Source organism: Streptomyces sp. H39-S7 (assembly GCF_027158205.1).
Classification (GTDB): domain Bacteria; phylum Actinomycetota; class Actinomycetes; order Streptomycetales; family Streptomycetaceae; genus Actinacidiphila.
This window is the reverse complement of record NZ_JAPVLU010000010.1, coordinates 1-19,233: the sequence shown is the minus strand read 5'-3', so window position 1 is coordinate 19,233 and position 19,233 is coordinate 1. Positions and strand designations below refer to the sequence as shown.

Here is a 19,233-nt window from a genome sequence, read left to right as displayed (position 1 = left end):
GAAGAGGGATCAACCCCCACATACCCGATATCTCGCCCTCTGTACCGCGCCGCTGGGGGTGACGGGACGAAGGCCCGCGCAAACGGGGGACGGCAGGCGTTCGAGGCCGCCGCGCCGGGCCTCAGCCGGAGGCGAGGAGGTGGGCGGCGGTCCAGGCCACGGCGGGGCGGTCCTGGTCGAGCCAGTCGACGTCATGGACGCGGTCCGGCGACAGCCACCGCAGCTCGTCGTGATCCTCCAGCGGCACGGGCGTTCCGGACACCAGCCGCGCCGTCCATGCGTGCAGGACCAGCCCCGGGCTCAGCGGCCACTCCCCCGGGATCCGGGCGATCGGCTCGACCTCGACACCCAGTTCCTCGCGCAGCTCGCGCACCAGCGCCTGCTCATGGGTCTCGCCCGGTTCGACCTTGCCGCCCGGCAGCTCCCAGCGCCCGGCCAGCGCGGGCGGCGCGCTGCGGCGGGCGGCGAGCAGCCGCCCCTGGTCCAGTACGGCTCCGCCCACGACCACGCGCAATGTCATGCGCGGAACCCTACGACGCCTGGCGGTCGATCCGCTCGACGAGGTAGAGCTGCTTGTGGCCGCGCGCGTCCAGCGTCTCGGAGACGCGTTCGGCCTCTTCACGCGTCTCGTAGCGGCCGACGCGGTACCGGTTGCCGTTGTCGTCCTGGCGTACGACGACCCAGGGAAGATCCGTCATCGGACTCTCTCCTCGACCGGAGCCCCGGCGTGGACCCCGATGGAATCGACGTGCTCGATGTTGGCCAGGACCTCCGCGTCACCGCTCGCGGCCGCGTCGAACCACGCGTCCAGCATCTCCGAGAGCAGCGCCGCGCTGGTCAGCCGCAGGCTGAGCGCCAGCACGTTCGCGTCGTTCCACCTGCGCGCACCACGCGCCGTGTAGGCGTCACCGCACAGGGCCGCGCGCACGCCCGGCACCTTGTTGGCGGCGATGGCCGCACCCGTGCCCGTCCAGCAGCAGACCACGGCCTGCTCGGTACGGCCGGCCGCGACTTCGCGCGCCGCCGCTTCGGCGCTCCAGGCCCAGTCCTTGCGATCTCCGGCCCGCAGCGCGCCGAAGGCAAGCACGGTGTGGCCACGGTGGCGCAGCTCGTCGACGACCAGCCGCGCCACCGGTTCATCCATGTCCGAGGAAACGGCAATCCGCATATGCCCGACACTACGCCCGAGCTTCACCGCTCGGGTGCGGGTTGACACGAAGAGGTACCGATTCGGCCAACTGTGCGACTCGATCAGCTGGTTCGAACGGTGGGCAGCGGCATCAGGACCGGTCCGCCACCGCCGTCGGCATCCTTGCAGACATCTCCGCACCCGGCGTCGAGACTGCAGCACAGCGAGCAGATCGGCCCCGACTGGACGGGACAGTCGGCCACGTCCGGCAGTTCGTACGCGGTCCCGCACACCGTGCAGGTGTGGGTGGCCGTCACATCCGCTACTTCAACCCCCGGACCATTGACCGGATTCGGCCGGGCCAGGTAGTAGCGGCCCTTGGTCGCCCAGGCCAGCAGGGGGCTGAGGGTCATGGCGAGCCCGAGGGCGATGAAGGTGCTGAACGCCTCCGCGTACTCGCCGAAGAGGCCGAAGAAGGCGAGGATCGAGACCGTGGAGGCGATGGCCATCGCGCCGAAGCCGGCCGGGTTCACCGCGTGCAGATAGGCGCGCTTGAACTCGATGTACTTCGGGCTCAGCCCGAGCGGCTTGTTGATGACGAGGTCGGCGGTGACCGCCGCGATCCACGCGATGCCGACGTTGGAGTAGAAGCCCAGCAACTTGCCGAGCATGGAGAACATGTTCATCTCCATCAGCGTCAGCGCGATGCCGAGGTTCAGGAAGATGTACCAGACGCGGCCCGGGTGCTTGTGGGTGATCCGGGAGAAGAAGTTCGACCAGGACAGCGACCCGCTGTAGGCGTTGGTCGTGTTGATCTTGATCTGCGAGACCACGACGAAGACCGCGGCCGCGGGCAGCGCCACCGACCCCAGCCAGGGCTTGAGCGCCTCGATCTGCGGCGCGATCGGCTCCAGCGCGTGCGTCGTGCCGACGGCCGCGAGCGCGCAGAAGGCGAGGAACGCGCCGCCGAGCTGCTTGGCCGCGCCGATGATCACCCAGCCGGGTCCGGCGGCGAGCACCGCGAGGTTCCAACGGCGCTTGTTCTGCTCGGTCTTGGCGGGCATGAACCGCAGGTAGTCGGCCTGTTCGCCGATCTGCGCGATGAGCGAGAGCGCCACGCCCGTACCGAGTCCGAAACCGAGCCAGTGGAAGCCGGAGCCCGCCCCCTCGGTGCCGCCGAAGGATCCGAACGCGCCCCAGGAGTCGGGTGATGTGAAGGCCAGCACGAGGAACGGCAGCACCAGGCCGATCAGCCAGACCGGCTGCGTCCACGCCTGGAGCCTGGCGAGCGCGCCCATCCCCCGGAAGACGAACGGGATGACGATGAGCGTGGTGATCAGATAGCCGACCGCCACCGGGATGTGCAGGGCCGAGTGCAGCGCCTGCGCCATGATCGAGCCTTCGAGCGCGAAGAAGATGAACGTGAAGCTCGCGTAGATCAGCGAGGTGAGGGTGGAGCCGAAGTAGCCGAAGCCCGCACCGCGCGTGACGAGGTCCATGTCCAGGCCGTAGGTGGCGCAGGCGCGGGCGATGGGGATGCCGGTGAGGAAGATGATCACCGCGGCGCACAGGATCGAGGCGAGCCCGCTGGTGAAGCCGTAGGTGAAGACGATCGACGCGCCGATCGCGAAGTCCGCGAGATAGGCGATCCCGCCGAGGGCCGTGGACGCCACCATCGTCGGCGACCATCGGCGGAAGGAGTGCGGCGCGTAACGCAGCGAGTAGTCCTCACGGCTCTCGTCGGCCGCGAGCTTGGCGTAGTTCCTCTGGGGCGCGCCGGGTGCCCCCGGCGGCTCGGGGGTGCCGGGCACTGCCGGCGCCTCGGGTGTCGCGGTGTCCGTGGGTGTCGCGGTGTCCGTCATCGCCGCAAAGTAGGTTCCGGACATGACAAGCGGTGAGGGGGCTCGATTGCCCGCCCGTTAAGGCCGTCGGCCTCGCGTTACGTCCGCATGACAGGCCCGGACCCCGATGTCCGGCTATCGATCACTTCACCGGTCACTTCACCGGCAGGTGGTATGCAACGCGGTACCGCTCGGCCGGCACGATGATGTCCGCGGTCTCCACCGGGCGCCCCGACGCGTAGTAGGTCCGCCTGACCTCCATCACGATGTGGCCCGGAACCCCGCCGAGCGCCGCCGTCTCGTCCGCGAGACCCGGCCGCGCGCCGACCTCCTCGACCAGGTTGTCGACCACGAACTCGATGCCGGCCATCCGCTCGACGACGCCCTGGCCGCCGAGCGGCCCCTCCTCCGGCAGCATCACCGGCGTACGCCCGGTGACCGCCAGCGGCTCCCACGAGGTCGCGAGCATCATCGGCTCGCCGTCGGTCCGGTAGAGGTAGCGCGTGCACATGACGCGGTCGCCCGGCTCGATCCGCAGCCGCTCGGCCACCGGCTGTGTCGCCAGGTCCTGGCTGCTGGTCGACTCCCAGGTGCCCTTCACGCCCTCGTCGCCCTGCTCCTGGCGGAAGGGGCTGGGCGGGCCGGCGGGCCGGTAGCCGGAGCGGATGATGCGGCGCGGTTCGGCGCGCTCGCGCACGTACGTCCCCGAGCCGGAACGCCCCTCGACGAACCCCTCGGCCATCAGCACCTTGCGTGCCTCCAGCGCCACCGTGTCGGACACCCCGTACTCGGTACGGATACGCGCCTGGGAGGGCAGCCGGGTGTGCGGCGCGAGCGTCCCGTCGAGGATCTTCTGGCGCAGGTCGTCGGCCACACGAAGATATGCGGGCTGCTCACCGAAAGGCACGGTGCCCCTCCCTCAGGTTGACTATCTGCGACAGCTTGACAACCCTGGGTGGCGACCGCAAGCCATACCCAGAGCCTTACGCGCTGGCTCCGGGGTCGCCCGGGGACGACTTGACCGAGCCGGTCATCTTCCGGCCGCCGTCACCGAAGAAGCAGGTCACCCTGCGGTCGCCCCTGGACCAGCCGCTCTCGCGCGGCAGCGAGTAGTAGATGTCGAGCAGATCGATCGACCGGTCGGAGTCCTTGAGGTAGTCCTCCGCGAGCACGCGGCACTGGCTGTCGGCCATCGTCTCGGCCGCACTGTCGCCGGGGTACTCCGAGGACGCGTGCGAGAGGGAGGTGACGCCGAACGTCTCCGCGTCGTGCTCCTCGGCGCACGGCACCACGTCGACGCCCTTGGACTCCCCGCTGGATTCGCTGAGCGGATCGCCGTGCAGGTTGAAGCACTGGCCCGTGCGCAGGTCGTCGGTGCGCGTGCCGTTGTCCAGCGCGCCGGTCACCCCCAGGGTGATCATCACCGCGAGGAAGAGCGTCGCGACGCCGGAGACCGAGACCCCGGCGATGGCCAGCGCCTTGCCCTGCTGCCCGCGCTTGCGGATCTGGGCGAGCGCGACGATTCCGAACACCACGCCGAGCACGGGGACACAGCTCACCGCCAGCACGAAGGAGGCGATGGCCATGCCGTTCATCGACGGCGCGGGCGGCGGCGGGTACCAGTACTGCTGGTACGGCGGCGGATACGGACCCTGCGGCCCCTGCCCGTACGCGTCCTGCGGCGGGAACGGCGGCTGACCGTACGGGGCCTGGCCGAACGGAGCCTGCCCGAACGGGCCTTGCTGTCCGGCCTGGGGCTGCGGCCCGGCGTGGGGCCGCGGGTCCGACGGGAGGCCCGAGGCGGCCGACGGCTGGTCGTCCGACGGGGGCTGGGGCGTAGGCGGGGGCGGGGGTTGGGGCGGGGGTATGTCCACCCGGGGATCCTACGGACTCCCCAGAACCTCGCCGCACCCCCTTGACCGCATTGGTCTAGGCCAATACTTTCCTGTTCTGCACATCTCTTTTTTTCCCGGCACGCGCTCCCGCACAGCACGGCTTACATTCCCGGCTCACGCACAGGAAAGAGCCCCATGCGTCGAAGAATCATCGGCAGGCTGGCCGTCGCCGCCTGCTCCCTCTCCCTCGTGGTGGGGCTGCCCGCGCTCACCACCTCGGCCAGCGCGCACCAGCCCGAGCACCACCAAGGACCCGAGTACAAGCGGGTCGGCTACTTCACCCAGTGGGGCGTCTACGGGCGCAACTACCAGGTCAAGAACCTGCAGACCAGCGGCACCGCCGCCAAACTGACGCATCTCAACTACGCCTTCGCCAACATCGGAACCGACGGCAAGTGCTTCGAGGCGAACGTTCCCGGAGAGGGCGACGCCTGGGCCGACTACCAGCGGCCGCTCGACGCCGCGAGCTCCGTGGACGGCACCGCCGACACCGCGGAGCAGCCGCTGGCGGGCAACTTCAACCAGCTGCGCGAGCTCAAGAAGGCCAACCCGCGGCTCAAGACGATGATCTCGATCGGCGGCTGGGGCTGGTCCGACCACTTCTCCGACGCGGCGCTCACGCCCGCCTCGCGAAGCGCCCTCGTCACGTCCTGCATCGACCTCTTCATCAAGGGCAACCTGCCGCTGCTCGACGGCAAGGGCGGCCCCGGGTCCGCCGCGGGCGTGTTCGACGGCATCGACATCGACTGGGAGTGGCCGGGCTCCGCGGGCGACGCCGGCACCGTCTACCGCCCCGAGGACAAGAAGAACTTCACGGCGCTCGCCGCCGAGTTCCGCCGCCAGCTCGACGCGTACGGCCACCGGACGCACCGGCACTACGACCTGTCGGCGTTCCTCCCGGCCGCCCCGGCGAAGATCGACGCCGGCTTCGAGGCCCGCAGGATCTTCAACTACCTGGACTTCGGCACCGTCCAGGGGTACGACTTCCACGGCCCCTACGAGGCCACCACCAACCAGCAGTCGGCGCTCACCACTCCGCGGAACTCCCCCGTTCCCCACGAGTTCAGCGACGCGCAGGCCGTCGGGGACTGGCTGAAGCGCGGCGCGCCCGCCCGGCAGCTCGTCCTCGGTGTGCCCTTCTACGGCCAGGGCTGGACGGGCGTGCCCGACGGCGGCACGCACGGCCTCTACCAACCGTCCACCGGTCCCGCTCCCGCCACCTGGCAGCCGGGCAACGAGGACTACCACGCCCTCAAGGCCCTTGCCGCGTCCGGCACCTACCAGGTGTACCGCGACAACCGCAATGGCTTCGCGTGGCTCTACGACGGCACCAACTTCTGGACCTACGACGATCCCCAGGTCCTCAAGGCGAAGACGTCCTGGATCCGCGCCCATGGACTGGGCGGCGCCATGATCTGGTCCCTGGACGGCGACACGGCCGACGGTGAACTGATCACGGCCATCGACCGCGGCCTCGGCCACCGCTGATCCGACGGCGTTTCCGCCGCCCGTCGCGCCCCCGCCCGCAGACGGGTTGCCTTTTATAACAACCAATGATCTGCGTCAAGCCTGTCGGCGATTTCGCTCGCGTCCGGTACACGCTGCGTTACGTTGAGTTAATGACAGCTCTCCCAGCGCTCTCCGGGTCGGGGGGCGCGCCTGTCCAGCCCGGGAACAACGGAGCGGTGCAGGCCGCCCATCGTCCCGGATCCTGGGATCTGGCCGAATTCCCTGCCGAATTCCCTCAGGAACCGAGCGCGCTCGGCGAGCGGATCCCGGATCCGGTCGGCTGGCGCGACGGCCGACCGGCGGACCTCTCATGAAGCGGCAACCAGGCGCATTCGGGCAGGACGCGCTGCCGGGCGCCGGCCCCTCCTTGACGGCCCCGGCAGTCCCGGTCCCGGCTCCCGCCGTCGTCCCCACTGCCCCCGGCCCGGCTCCCGTCCTGCCGGGTACGGCCTTCCGGACCTTCCCCGGGACTCCGGCCCAGGTCTCCACGGCCCGCCGCTACGTCACCCGGCTCCTCGCGGACCCGGCCTACCGCCACGTCGTCGACGACGCCGTGCTCCTGGTGAGTGAGCTGGCGAGCAACGCGATCATGCACACCCGGTCGGGGGATCTGCTCGGCGGCTTCACCGTGGAGCTGGGCTTCGCCGCCGACACCCTGCGCGTCGCCGTCCACGACCAGGGCAGCCGCGAGGTCCCGCGGGTGCTGAACGGCAGCGGCGAGGGTGGACGCGGCCTCGGCCTCGTCCAGGTCCTCGCCGCGGCCTGGGGCATCACGGGCGGCCCGGCGGGTCGCACCCTCTGGTTCGAACTGACCCTGCGGCCGTGACGCCCCCGGGGCTCAGCGGGCCGTGAACCCGCCGTCCACCGCCAGTGCGGCACCGGTGATGAACGCCGCCTCGTCACTCAGCAGGAACGCGGTGAACGCGGCGATCTCCTCGGGCAGCGCGATCCGCCCCACCGGGTGCATCGCGGCGATCGCCGCCGCCCCCTCCGGTGTGGCGCCCATCGTGGCCCGGAACAGCGGAGTGTCCACTCCCCCGGTGACCAGCGCGTTGACCCGCACCCCCTGCTCGGCGGTCTCCAGCGCCACCGCCCGCGTCAGCCCGACGACCCCGTGCTTCGCCGCCACGTACGGCGAGACGCCGGCCATTCCCACGACGCCGAGGTTGGACGCGTTGTTGACGATCGCGCCGCCGCCCGCCGCGACAATTGCCGGAATCTGGTATTTCAGCCCGTAGAACACGCTCGACAAATTGTGCTCGATATCGGCCCGCCAACTGTCCGCCGCCACGGTCTGCACGGAACCGAACGCGTTCACGCCGCCCACATTGTTGAAAGCGCCGTCCAGCCGCCCGAATTCCGCGACCGCGACCTCCACCACCCGGGCGGCGTCGTCCTCCACGGTGACATCAGCCCCCACGAACACCGCCCGCCCACCCGCGGCCCGTATCCCGGCGGCGACTTCCTCCCCCACGTCCTTCCGCCGCGCGGCGATCACCACAGCGGCCCCCTCCAACGCGACGCGTTCCGCGACCGCCTTCCCCATTCCGGAATTTCCCCCGGTGACGACAATTACCTTGGATTCAAAGCGAGATGACATGGCTTGATCCTCCGCCACCACCACCGCCACATCCGGCGGAAATCAGACGTCGAATCCGGTCACATACGGCCGCCGGGGCGCCCGCGAGAGCACCCGCGCTGTGCGCTCGAACAGATCGCACGCATTTGCGAACGCACACCCTTCCAGGCTGCGCACTCGGCGACCTCGTGGCCCGGTTCCGCGCGGGTAGCTACGGTTGACCCATGACCGCTCTGCCCGACTGGATGCTCCCGCCCCGCCCCGAGGGATGGTTCGCAGAGGACCTCGACCACCTCCCGGACGCGCCGCGCCACACCGAGCTGATCGATGGAGCCCTCGTTTTCATGATGTCCCCGCAGCGGTCCTGGCACGGCCGCCTCGTTACTGCCCTGACCGTAGCGCTCACAGCACAGGCGCCCGACGGCAGCGAGGTCGACCGGGAGATGACCATAAGGCTCGACGCACGGAACCGGCCCGAACCGGACCTTGTCGTGACCAATGTGCCGTATAACCCCGACCGCACCTGGTACGCGCCCGATGACGTCCAGCTCGTCATCGAGGTCGTCTCCCCCGAGTCCGCCCACCGGGACCGTACGGTCAAACTCCGCAAGTACGCCGAGGCCGGCATCCCGCACTACTGGTGCATCGAGGACGAGGACGGGGCGCCCGTCGTGCATGTCTACGAGCTCGACGAGCCGACCCGGTCCTACGCGCCGGCCGGCATCTTCCGCGCGTCGCTGCGGCGGCCGGTGCCCTTCGAGATCAGCCTCGACCTGCAGAAGCTCGTTCCGTCCCGCCACGTCTGAGCGTCGGCGGACTCAGAACTCGTCGGCGCCGTTGCGGAGTTCGTAGGTCCAGTAGCCGGTCTTCGCGGCGGACTCGTCGACCGAGAGGCCGCCCGAGGGGGCGGTGACGACGACGCTGCCCTCGGCGGCGCCGTCGGTGGCGAAGAGGTTGACGTTGAAGCTGGTGACGACCTTGTTGTTCTCGTGCGCGCCGCCCAGGCCGACGCGGACGTTCGCGTACGCCGGTTCGCCGGACTTCAGGACGATGGGGGCCGCCGGCTTGCTCTTGGCGACGGCCGGGATGTCCTTGGCGGTCTGGATGTCGCCGAAGGCGATCAACGGGTACTGGATGAGGCGGCAGCTGCGGCCGGACGTGTTCTTGGCGGTCAGGACGATGTGCTCGGTGGGCGTCTCGTCCGCCTTCGTCATCGTGATCTTCACATCCTTGTAGCCGCAGGCGGGGACCTTCGTGGTGTCCGTCGAGCCGCTGCCGCCGCCCGAGGTGGACGTCTTGCCCTTGGATGCCGCCGGCTCCGCCACCTTGGTGCCCGCCGCCGGCGTCGACGCCGCGCCCGAGGGGGTCTGCGACGCGCTCGGGCCGCCGGTGGACTTCGCCGCGTCGGTGTCGCCGCCGCCGCAGGCGGTCAGTCCGAGCGAGAGGGTGGCGACGACGACAGCGGCGGCGATGGTGTTCTTGCGGTGGATACGCACGGTGGATCTCCCCGTAGTGAATGTTCGGCGCACACATTCGGTGCTGGATACAACCTTCCGGGGGAGCGCTGCCGTCGCGCTTACGTACCGCTAACGATCCGCTGACAGCCGCGCGAGCAGCTCCTCGGCCCGTTCCGAGCCCTCCGTGAAGCCGACCGCTTCGGCGGTCGCCGCCGCGCCTTTCAGCTGGTCAGCGGCCTCCTCGGGCCGCCCGAGCGCGGTCAGCGCCTCGGCGCGGACGATCTGCAGCTGGGCCCGCACGACCACCGCGTCGGGGGAGACCAGTTCCGCCGCCGACAGCGCGTGCGCGAGCGCCGCCCCGTACGCCTCCGTCGCGAGGCAGTGCCGGGCGAGGTGCTGGAGGGTCAGCACCTGGGTGGGGGGATGGCCGGTGCGCGCGGCGAGCGAGACCGCGTGGGTCATCAGCGCCTCCGCCCGCGCGTGGTCGCCGGTGGAGTCCACGACCACCCCGAGGTTCGCGTAGGCGATCGCCTCGCTGATCCCGTCGCCCGCCCGTGCGGCCAGGTCGGGCGCCTGCGCCAGATGGACGAGGGCCTCGGCGTCACGCCCCTCCTCGTGCAGCACCCACCCGAGCAGCGCCCGCACCCGCGCCTGCGCGTCGAGGTCGCCCTCGTGTTCCGCGGAGGCGAGCCCGGCCTGGAGGAGCGGCACCCAGCCGTCCCTGATCCGCCACAGCATCAGCGGCCACTGCGCGAGCGCGAGCCGCCAGGCCCGGTCGTGCAGGCCCAGGGCGGCGGCCGCCGCGACCGCGCCCTCCAGGGCCGGCCGCTCCGCCTCGTACCAGGCCAGCGCCGCCGCGCGGTCCTCGAACTCCCTGGTGGCCGGGGGCCGCAGGAAGTCGCGGGGCAGCGCGTAGCAGGGCTGGGAGCCGGGTTCGGCGGCGGCGTCCGCCGCGAGCCCCGTGTAGAGGTAGTGGTCGAGGAGGCGGCGCAGCCCCTGCGGGTCCGCCTGCGGGGCGAGATGGCGGGCGTAGAGGCGCACCAGATCGTGCGGCGCCCAGCGCCCGGGGACGGACTCGGTGAGGAGATGGGCCGCGGCGAGGCGGTCCAGGTCGGCGGAGGCCTGCGCGGGGGACGTCCCGGCGAGTGCGGCCGCCGCGAAACGGTCCAGGTCGGAACCCGTGTGCAGGCCGATCGCGCGGAACAGCCGGGCGGCGGGCTCGGGCAGCTGCTGCATCGTCAGGCGCAGGGCGGCCGAGACGCCGGTGTCCTCGATGTTCAGGAGGGCCAGACAGCCCTGCTCGTCGGCGAGTTCGCCGACCATCGCGTCGAGCGTCCACTGCGGCCGCTCGGCCAGGCGGGCGCCCGTCACCCGCAGGGCGAGCGGCAGCCCGTCGCAGAGTCCGGCCAGCCGCGCGGCGGCCTCGGGTTCCGCGGCGACCCGCTCCGCGCCCAGCACGCTGCGGAGCAGCGCCACCGAGTCGGCGGGCGGAAGGAGCCCGAGGGGGACGGGACGGGCCGCGTCGGAGGCGATGAGGCCGCCGAGCCGGTCACGGCTGGTGACCAGCGTCGTGCAGCGGTCCCCACCGGGAAGCAGCGGCCTGACCTGCTCGGACGAGCGTGCGTTGTCGAGGACCACGAGGAGCCGGCTGTCCGCGGTGAGGGAGCGGAAGAGGGCTCCCATCGCGTCGGCGGTCTCCGGCATGCGCTGCGCCGGGGTGCCGAGCGCCAGCAGGAACTCCCGCAGGACGGAGCCGGCTTCCGGCGCCGGGGTGTCACTGAAGCCGCGCAGGTCGGCGAAGAGCCGGCCGTCCGGGAAGTCGGCGCGACGGTCGTACGCCCAGTGCACGGCGAAGGCGGTCGTCCCGACGCCCGCGGGCCCGGTGACGAGGCAGACGGGCGCGTCGCCGGCGACGGCGGCCCGGGCGAGCGCGGCCAGTTCATCGTCCCGCCCGGTGAATCCGCGTGGCTGCCGGGGCAGTTGCTCGGGGATCGCGACCGGGGCCTGCGGGGCGGGCCGCTGTGCCGGGGTGGGTTCCGCGGAGCGCAGGAGCGTCGCGTACGCCTCGCCGAGCGCCTCGCCGGGGTCGACCCCGAGCTCTTCGGCGAGCAGCCGCCGGGTGCGGTGGTACCAGCCGATCGCGTCCGACTGGCGCCCCGAGCGGCCCAGCGCCAGCATCAGCGCGGCCGCCAGGGTCTCCCGCAGCGGGTGCGCGACGGCTTCGGTGCGGAGCACGGCGGCGGCCCGGCCGTGCTCGCCGAGCTGCCCGTACGCGTGGGCGAGCGCCTCCACCGAGGCCAGCCGCCGCTCCTCCAGGCCGCCGGCAGCCGCCTCCAGCGGCCTGCTCTGCACAGTTCCGGTGAGTGCGGGCCCCTGCCAGAAGGAGAGCGCCTCGCGCAGCATGCGCACGGTGTCGGCGGGCCGGCGCTGCACCCCCGCGAGCGCGACGAGTTCTTCGAAGCGATGCGCGTCCACCAGGGACTCCGGCAGCTGCAGCGTGTACGCCGTCCCGTGGGTGGTGAGCTCGATCCCGTAGGCGGCCGCGCCGTGCTCGGCCAGCACCGCGCGCAGCCGGGAGACATGCCCTTGCAGGACGGTCTTGGCGTGGGCGGGCGGCTCGTCCTCCCAGAGGGCGTCGATGAGCCGACCGACGTTGACCGGGGTGTTGGGCCGCAGCAGCATCATCGCCAGCAGGCTGGAGCGCTTGGCGGGCCCCAGCGCCACGTCCCCGTTCTCCGTCACCACAGCAACGGATCCGAGCAGCCGGAACTCCACCTGAACACCTCCATGATCCGCATCGCTCCGGCATCCGAGGATACGCAGCGGTATTCGCTTCCCGGCACCACGCCTCAGCCGGCGGCAGACCACTGACCCGTCGGTGATCAGCGCGGTCACCGGCCGGAAATCCTTGGCCGGGGCCGGGACGGGCGCCCGACGCGCGGGGCCCGGCCCACCGCCATAAAATTGGGCCATGGAAGACCGACCGGTCACTCCCATCCCGCCGGAGCTCGTCGTCGAAGCGGACGGCGACATCCTGGTGATGGAACCGAGCAGGTCCTACCGCATCGGACGCGATCCACTGAGCGATGTCGTGCTCAGCGACGACCGCGTCTCCTGGCACCACGCGGTCCTGCGGCCCGACGCCGACCACTGGACGCTCGACGACGACAGAAGCACCAACGGCACGTACGCCGACGGCCGGCGGGTGCGGCACTCCTCCGTCGGCCCCGGCAGCGTGATCCGGTTCGGCGACGCGGACGACGGGCCGCGCGCGGTCCTCAGCAGGTCGAGGGCGGCGCCCCCGACGGAGGTCCGGCGGCCGTCGGCCGTCTCGCATCCCGCCGCCACCAGCACCTTCCGCCGGCCGAGTTCCGTGCGGCCGCTGCCCTCCGCGGCCCGTACGGTGCGGATCGGCCGCGAACCCGACAACGACCTGATCGTCGACGAGCTGGTGGTGTCGCGCCGGCACGCCGAGCTGCGGGCGGGGCCCGACGGCTACGAGATCGTCGACCTGGGCAGCCACAACGGCACCTACCTCAACGGCCAGCCGGTGAGCCGCGCCCCGATGATCCCCGGAGACATCGTCGGCATCGGCCACTCCGCCTTCTGCCTCGTCGGTGACGAACTGCAGGAGTTCGTCGACACCGGCGAGGTCTCGCTGGACGTGCAGGACCTGGCGGTACGGATCGACAAGGGCCGCCGGACGCTGCTGGACGGCGTCTCCTTCCCGGTCGGCGAGAAATGCCTGCTCGCCGTGGTCGGCCCGAGCGGCGCGGGCAAGTCGACGCTGCTCAACGCGCTGACCGGGCAGCGCCCCGCGGACGAGGGCACCGTCCTCTACGACGGCCGTGACCTGTACCGGGACTACGCCGAACTGCGCCAGCGGATCGGCCTCGTACCGCAGGACGACATCCTGCACTCGCAGCTGACCGTGCGGCGGGCCCTCGGCTACGCGGCGGAACTGCGCTTCCCCGAGGACACCGCCAAGGCGGAGCGCCGGGCCCGCGTCGACGAGGTCATCCGCGAGCTGGGACTCGTCGAGCGGGCCGGCCAGCCCATCCACAGCCTCTCCGGCGGGCAGCGCAAGCGGGTGAGCGTGGCCCTGGAACTGCTGACCAAACCGTCCCTGCTCTTCCTCGACGAGCCGACCTCCGGTCTCGACCCGGGCATGGACCGTTCGGTGATGCACATGCTGCGCGGCCTGGCGGACGACGGCCGCACCGTCATCGTGGTCACCCACAGCGTGCTGAGCCTGGACGTCTGCGACCGGCTGCTGGTGCTCGCGCCGGGCGGGAAGATCGCCTACTACGGTCCGCCGGACGACGCGCTGGAGTACTTCGGGTTCGCACAGTGGCCGGAGGCCTTCGAGGCGTTCGAGAACGACGGGGATCGCGACTGGTCGGGCCAGTACCGCGCGTCGCCGCTGCACCGGCGGTACATCTCGACGGAGTCCCGGCAGCCCCAGCACATCCCCGGCCCCGCGCGGGTCCCCGTCGCCCCGCCGAAGCCGCAGAGCTGGGGCGCGCAACTGCGCACCCTCGTCCGGCGGTACACGGCGGCGCTGACGGCCGACCGGACGTTCCTGATCATCATGGTGGCCCTCCCGTTCGTGATGGGGGCGATGGCGCACGCCCTGGCCGGCAGCAAGCTCACCCAGGAGACGGCGCTGAACGGGCTGCTGATCCTCTGCGTCGGCGCCGTGCTGACCGGCGCCGCCAACGCCGTGCGCGAGCTCGTCAAGGAACGGGTGATCTACCAGCGGGAACGGGCGGTCGGGCTCTCCCGGTCCGCGTATCTGATGTCCAAGGTGGTGGTGCTCGGGGTGATCACCGTGGTGCAGGCCGTGGTGCTCACCATGGTCGGGCTGTTCGGCGTGGACCTGAACGCCCCCGACGGCAAAGGGGTGTTCCTGCCACCGCTCATCGAGATCACCCTCGCCGTGGCACTGCTGGCCTTCACCGCCATGATGCTGGGCCTGTTCGTGTCCGCGCTCGTGCGGAAGGAGGAGGTCACCATGCCGCTGCTGGTCCTCCTCGCGATCGTGCAGGTCGTGTTCTGCGGTGCGCTGCTCAAGCTGAACGGCGTACCCGGACTGGAGCAGCTGTCGTGGCTGGTGCCCTCCCGATGGGCACTGGGCGCCATGGCGGGAACCGTCGGCCTGCACCGGATCGTGCCGCAGGAACTCACCTCGGATCCGCTGTTCCAGCACTCGGCCGGGGTCTGGCTGCTGAACATGGGCATGCTGGTCGTGCTCTCGGCCGTACTGGGGTTCCTGGTCGCCAGGCTGCTGCGGCGCCACGAACCCGCGATCATGCGGAAGTAGCGCCCGCGCCCACCTGGCCCGCGCCCACCTCACCCGTGCCCACCTCGCCCGACTCATCCGCACTTCGGCTCGGAGGAGCTGCCCGTGACCGTCGCTCCCGACTTCCTCCCCACCCATGTCGTCCCGCCGGAAGGCCTGATGACGTGGTCGGCACCGGACGCGACGCAGCCGAGCGGCCCGCTCGACCCGCTGCTGCCGGTCCAGGTCGTCGACCGCCGCGGGGACTGGGCGCTGGCGCTGTGCTCCAACGGGTGGTCGGCGTGGGTGGACGGCCGGCTGCTGCTGTCCGTCCCGCACGGACCGCCCGCCGCCGGGCAGCCGTCCGCCCGGACCGCCGATCCCCGGCCGCTGCTGGCCACCGTCGAGGCCGAGGTGGGCCGCTACCGGCGGCTGGTGGAGGAACTGGCCGCCGGGCAACTGGACGGCGAGGAGTTCCGGGAGCGCACGCGGGGCATGCGGGTCGGCGTCGTCGTGGACGGCGAGGCGGTCTGGCTCTACGACGCGCGGCACGAGCGGTGGTGCTACTGCGACGGGGTGTCGCTGCGGACGTTCGCCGCCGCGCAGCGGCCGTCGGCGGGAGGTGGCGACGGGGCGGCCCCGGAGGTTCCGCCCGAGGATCCGCCCGTTCCGCCCGGTGAGGCGGTCGGTGGGGCGGTCGCCGGCGCCGGTGAGACCCGCGTCGTCGATGGGCCCGAGGCCGGCGACGCGCCCCGGTCCGTCGACGAGACGCCCGTCGCCGGGAAGACCCGCGTCGTCCCTCCGGCGGAGCACCCGCCGACGCGGTTCGGTGAGCCCCGGTGAGCAGCCGGGAGCCGTCGCCCGACTCCGGACTGCGCGGCCACCGGATCGCGGAGTACCAACTGGAGGACGAGATCGGCCGCGGCGGCATGGCCGTCGTCTACCGGGCGCGGGACCTGCGGCTCGGCCGGACCGTGGCCGTGAAGGTGCTGGCCCCCGAACTCGCCCGCAACGACAACTTCCGCAAGCGGTTCGCCCATGAGTCGCGGGTGGCGGCGGCCATCGACCACCCGCACATCGTGCCGATCTTCGAGGCCGGTGAGAAGGACGGCGTTCTCTACATCGCCATGCGCTACGTCGAGGGCAGTGACCTGCGGGCCCTGCTCGACCGTGAGGGGACGCTGACCCTCGAGGCGACCTGCCGGGTGGCCCTCCAGGTCGCCTCGGCGCTGGACGCCGCGCACGCGCACGACCTCGTGCACCGGGACGTCAAGCCCGGCAACATCCTGTTGGCCGAGGGGACCGACAGCGATCGTCCGGAGCACGCCTACCTGACCGACTTCGGCCTGACGAAGAAGTCACTGTCGCTGACGGGCTTCACCAGCGTCGGGCAGTTCGTGGGAACGCTGGACTACGTGGCGCCCGAGCAGATCTCGGGGCGGCCGGTGGACGGCCGGTGCGATGTCTACAGCCTGGCCTGTGTCGTCTTCGAGATGCTGACCGGGGCGCCGCCGTTCCGGCGCGACGACGACATGGCCCTGCTCTGGGCTCACCAGTACGATTCGCCGCCGGCCCTGTCCGCGGTGCGCCGCGGCCTGCCGCAGGCCGTCGACGCGGTGTTGGGCAAGGCCCTGGCGAAGGCTCCCGACAACCGTTACGAGACGTGCCGGGGGTTCGTCACGGCGCTGCGGACCGCCGGCCGGAGCGGCCGGCCGGGTATGGCGGGGAGTCCGCCGGCCGAGCATGCCGCCACCCGGGTGAGCCCCGGCCCGGGCAGCGGTGCGGGTACGGGCACGGGCGCGGGTACGGACGGGTCGCGGCAGCGGACCGCGGCTCCCCCGCCCCCGCCGAACTGGGCCGCGCCGGTGTTCCCGGCCCGCCCGAGCTGACGCTCACGGCCGGCCGTACGGGCTGACGCTCACCTTCCGCCGTCCTGGGGCCGCGAGTCCGCGTCCCGTACGTCGCCCGGCCGGTGGCGTACGCGCCGGGCGAGCAGGCTGCCGAGGTACCCGGTGACCAGCCCCCACAGCGCCGCCACCGCGACCAGCAGGAAGAGGCGCGGTTCCAGGGAGACCTCGCCGCCCAGACCGCCGCCGAGGTCTCCGATGCCGATCAGCGACAGGCCGTAGCGCGCGGAGATCCGCGTGGTCAGTCCGACGATGAGCAGCGAGACGGCCGCGGCCGCGGCCATCTCCAGGGCGTGCCGCCACGCCGGCGTCCGGACCGGGGAACGCACCGCCGCGACGAAGGCGGCGGTGAGCAGCGCCACGGCGGCCACGGCCACCAGGAGCCAGGCCCGGCCGTCGTACTGCGCGATCGAGCTCACGTCGAGGGTCCGGTCCGCGCCCCGGTTGCGCAGCACCTCGTCGAGCACGTGCGGCATGGGCAGCCCGATGGCCTGGTCCACGTGGCCCTCCCACGTTCCGCCCATGCCGACGCCCAGCGCGATCCAGACCAGGTTCGGCAGTCCGAGGAGCAGGACGGCGAGGGTCTCAGCCGGATGGCCCTGCGTGACCAGGACGACCAGCCCGGCGATCAGGCCGATCACGACATAGCCGAGCAGTACCAGCAGCATCGCGAAGGCGGGCGGCCGGACGGAGTTCTGGAAGTGCAGCAGCCGGGAGGGCAGTGGCGCCTTCCGGGAGACGAGGAAGGCGAGCGCGAGCACGGCCAGCACCCACAGGAGGCCGAATCCGAGGGTGGGCGGAACGTCCGTGCGGAACCCGATCCGGGGCGTCGCGCCGAGCGCCTCGCCGAGGTCCTGCTCGATGCCGCTGCCGACCGGGATGGTGAAGGTGTGACGGGCGGCGACGGCGAGCAGCACGAGCAGCAGCAGCCAGAGCACGGCCGTCCGGGCGACGCGGCCGAGCAGTTCCCGCACGTCGGTCACCGCTCTTTCGCGCAGCGGCCGCAGGAAGACGGCCGCGGTCACGAGGGAGCCGGCCAGCGTCACCGACAGCGGGATGACGTCGATGGCGGCGCCCGTCTGGGCGATGAACCCGGCGTCGCCGGAGAGGGCGACCGAGCCGCCGACCGCCATGACGACCACGGCCACGACCACCCGGGGGAACGCACCCCCGGGCAGGCCGCCCGCGCCCGCGGCCCAGAGGCCGAGTGCGGCCACGACGAGCATGACGGCGGTCCCCGCCACAACGGTGGCAAGGGCCTCCCCCCAGGCCCGCAGGGCGGGGGGAACGGGGCTTCGCGGCTGACTCACGCTGGCTCCTGCCGGAGAACGGAGGCTCTGCAGAACTTGCGGGCGACAGTGCACCCGAACACACAATGGACCCGAAAGCGATGATTACCGGGCAAATTTCTCATTGCGGCGGACGATCCGCGCGCTGGAAGAGGGACTCGTGACATCTGCCCCGCCCCCCGACAGCCACCCGACCGGACCGCCGTCGGGCCCCCTCGCCACCCCGCGCCCGTCGGACCCGACGCAGGCCATGCCCCAGCAGTCCCCCACCCCGTCGGGCCAGGGCGGCACGCCGGGCGGCCCCGGGGACGGCAGCGGCGAGGACCGGGGCGGCGGAGGCGGAGGAGGCGGCGGCGGGGGCGACGACGGGAGCGGGGCGCACCCCGGCGGCCCGGACGACCACCGGCCCTGGTGGCGGTCCGCGCCCCGGGTCGCCCTCATCGCGCTCGTCCTGGTCGCGGCCGTGGCCCTGGTCGTCTTCCTCACCCGGCCGGACGACAAGAAGTCCGACGTCACGAGCGGCGGTTCCGCCAGTCCGGGCACCGAGGTGCTCCTCCAGCCGGCGGGCGCCACGGGCCCCGACCCGTTCACCCAGTCCACGGCGAAGGACTCCTCCGAGCCCGCCTCCCCGAGCCCGCTGCCCAGCGGGCTCTCCAGCGACGCGGACGGCAGCACCGCGCCGGGCTCGTCGCCCGGCCTGTACGGCGGCACGTTCAAATCAGCGAGCTGCGATGTCGAACAGCAGATCGACTTCCTGACGGGAGACTCGGCGAAGGCCCAGGCCTTCGCCGGCGTCCAAGGCATCGAGCCGTCCGAGATCCCCGCCTACCTACGCTCCCTGACGCCGGTACAGCTGCGCACGGACATCAGCGTCACCAACCACGGCTTCAAGAACGGCAAGGCCACCGCCTTCCAGTCGGTGCTGCAGGCCGGCACCGCCGTCCTGGTCGGCGACCACGGCGAGCCGCGCGTGCGCTGCGCCTGCGGCAACCCGCTCCAGCCGCCGACGGCACCCGCGCAGTCCGCGCAGACGACGGGCCAGGCATGGCCTTCGTACGACTCGTCCAAGGTCGTGACCGTGGAGGACGCGTCGGAGGACGTCGACGTCTTCGTCCTCTACGACGCGCAGAAAGAAGAGTGGTTCAACCGCCCGAGGGGCGAGACGGGCGCCACGGACACCCTGACGAAGCCCCCGACCAGCGCCCCCACCACGCACTCGTCCACCCCGTCGCCGCACCCCTCGACCACCCACTCCACGTCGCCGACCCCGACCCCCACACACTCGACGACGACCACAGCGCCCACCACAACACCCCCGGCCCCCACCACCACACCCCCCACCACAT

General features: G+C 72.1%; 17 protein-coding genes. 7 read left to right on the top strand and 10 right to left on the bottom strand.

The genetic code is table 11. From position 1 onward, the window contains the following. Window positions 1-121: 121 nt before the first annotated feature. The 6 genes from O3X23_RS11555 to O3X23_RS11530 all read right to left on the bottom strand — a co-directional run bounded on the left by O3X23_RS11555 (window position 122) and on the right by O3X23_RS11530 (window position 4,844). Complete coding sequence (locus O3X23_RS11555) at window positions 122-520, bottom strand: (deoxy)nucleoside triphosphate pyrophosphohydrolase (RefSeq protein ID WP_269271210.1); 399 nt, start codon at window positions 518-520, stop codon at window positions 122-124. A gap of 10 nt (window positions 521-530) precedes the next feature. Further along, a complete protein-coding gene (locus O3X23_RS11550) occupies window positions 531-698 on the bottom strand; it encodes an SPOR domain-containing protein (RefSeq protein ID WP_269271209.1) in 168 nt (55 codons plus the stop codon). Further along, a complete protein-coding gene (locus O3X23_RS11545; RefSeq protein WP_269271208.1) occupies window positions 695-1,168 on the bottom strand; it encodes an RpiB/LacA/LacB family sugar-phosphate isomerase in 474 nt (157 codons plus the stop codon). Before O3X23_RS11545 ends, O3X23_RS11550 begins: the two co-directional genes overlap by 4 nt. A gap of 83 nt (window positions 1,169-1,251) precedes the next feature. Beyond that, on the bottom strand, window positions 1,252-2,991 hold the full coding sequence (locus O3X23_RS11540; RefSeq protein ID WP_269271207.1) for a purine-cytosine permease family protein: 1,740 nt from the start codon (window positions 2,989-2,991) through the stop codon (window positions 1,252-1,254). Between the two features lie 133 nt (window positions 2,992-3,124). Further along, window positions 3,125-3,877, bottom strand: coding sequence for a GntR family transcriptional regulator (locus O3X23_RS11535; protein WP_269271206.1), 753 nt, complete (start codon window positions 3,875-3,877; stop codon window positions 3,125-3,127). Between the two features lie 76 nt (window positions 3,878-3,953). Then, window positions 3,954-4,844, bottom strand: coding sequence for a DUF4190 domain-containing protein (locus O3X23_RS11530; protein WP_269271205.1), 891 nt, complete (start codon window positions 4,842-4,844; stop codon window positions 3,954-3,956). Window positions 4,845-5,000: 156 nt separating this feature from the next. Between O3X23_RS11530 and O3X23_RS11525 the strand changes: the two genes are divergently transcribed. Then, window positions 5,001-6,353, top strand: coding sequence for a glycoside hydrolase family 18 protein (locus tag O3X23_RS11525; RefSeq protein WP_269271204.1), 1,353 nt, complete (start codon window positions 5,001-5,003; stop codon window positions 6,351-6,353). A 331-nt stretch (window positions 6,354-6,684) separates the two neighbouring features. Next, window positions 6,685-7,200, top strand: a complete 516-nt coding sequence (locus O3X23_RS11520) for an ATP-binding protein (protein WP_269271203.1) — start codon at window positions 6,685-6,687, stop codon at window positions 7,198-7,200. 12 nt (window positions 7,201-7,212) lie between these two features. Here O3X23_RS11520 and O3X23_RS11515 read toward each other — a convergent pair whose 3' ends face one another. Then, window positions 7,213-7,998: an SDR family oxidoreductase gene (locus tag O3X23_RS11515; protein ID WP_269271202.1), complete on the bottom strand. Its 786-nt coding sequence runs from the start codon at window positions 7,996-7,998 to the stop codon at window positions 7,213-7,215. A gap of 179 nt (window positions 7,999-8,177) precedes the next feature. Between O3X23_RS11515 and O3X23_RS11510 the strand changes: the two genes are divergently transcribed. Further along, window positions 8,178-8,759: a Uma2 family endonuclease gene (locus tag O3X23_RS11510; protein ID WP_269271201.1), complete on the top strand. Its 582-nt coding sequence runs from the start codon at window positions 8,178-8,180 to the stop codon at window positions 8,757-8,759. A 12-nt stretch (window positions 8,760-8,771) separates the two neighbouring features. Here O3X23_RS11510 and O3X23_RS11505 read toward each other — a convergent pair whose 3' ends face one another. Next, a complete protein-coding gene (locus O3X23_RS11505; protein WP_269271200.1) occupies window positions 8,772-9,449 on the bottom strand; it encodes a DUF4232 domain-containing protein in 678 nt (225 codons plus the stop codon). A 90-nt stretch (window positions 9,450-9,539) separates the two neighbouring features. Then, a complete protein-coding gene (locus tag O3X23_RS11500) occupies window positions 9,540-12,185 on the bottom strand; it encodes an AfsR/SARP family transcriptional regulator (RefSeq protein ID WP_269271199.1) in 2,646 nt (881 codons plus the stop codon). 196 nt (window positions 12,186-12,381) lie between these two features. Here O3X23_RS11500 and O3X23_RS11495 point away from each other — a divergent pair, with 196 nt between their 5' ends. From O3X23_RS11495 to O3X23_RS11485, 3 genes are all read left to right on the top strand, one after another. Then, window positions 12,382-14,733: an ABC transporter ATP-binding protein/permease gene (locus tag O3X23_RS11495; protein ID WP_269271198.1), complete on the top strand. Its 2,352-nt coding sequence runs from the start codon at window positions 12,382-12,384 to the stop codon at window positions 14,731-14,733. Between the two features lie 84 nt (window positions 14,734-14,817). Beyond that, a complete protein-coding gene (locus O3X23_RS11490) occupies window positions 14,818-15,534 on the top strand; it encodes a hypothetical protein (RefSeq protein WP_443047825.1) in 717 nt (238 codons plus the stop codon). Continuing rightward, window positions 15,531-16,580: a serine/threonine-protein kinase gene (locus O3X23_RS11485; RefSeq protein ID WP_269271197.1), complete on the top strand. Its 1,050-nt coding sequence runs from the start codon at window positions 15,531-15,533 to the stop codon at window positions 16,578-16,580. Before O3X23_RS11490 ends, O3X23_RS11485 begins: the two co-directional genes overlap by 4 nt. Before the next feature lie 29 nt (window positions 16,581-16,609). On the opposite strand, the gene O3X23_RS11480 is transcribed toward O3X23_RS11485, so the two are convergent. Further along, on the bottom strand, window positions 16,610-17,908 hold the full coding sequence (locus tag O3X23_RS11480) for a streptophobe family protein (protein ID WP_269271196.1): 1,299 nt from the start codon (window positions 17,906-17,908) through the stop codon (window positions 16,610-16,612). A 139-nt stretch (window positions 17,909-18,047) separates the two neighbouring features. Between O3X23_RS11480 and O3X23_RS11475 the strand changes: the two genes are divergently transcribed. Further along, window positions 18,048-19,233 (top strand): DUF6777 domain-containing protein (locus tag O3X23_RS11475; protein ID WP_269271195.1); only part of this gene is annotated, 1,186 nt, incomplete at its 3' end.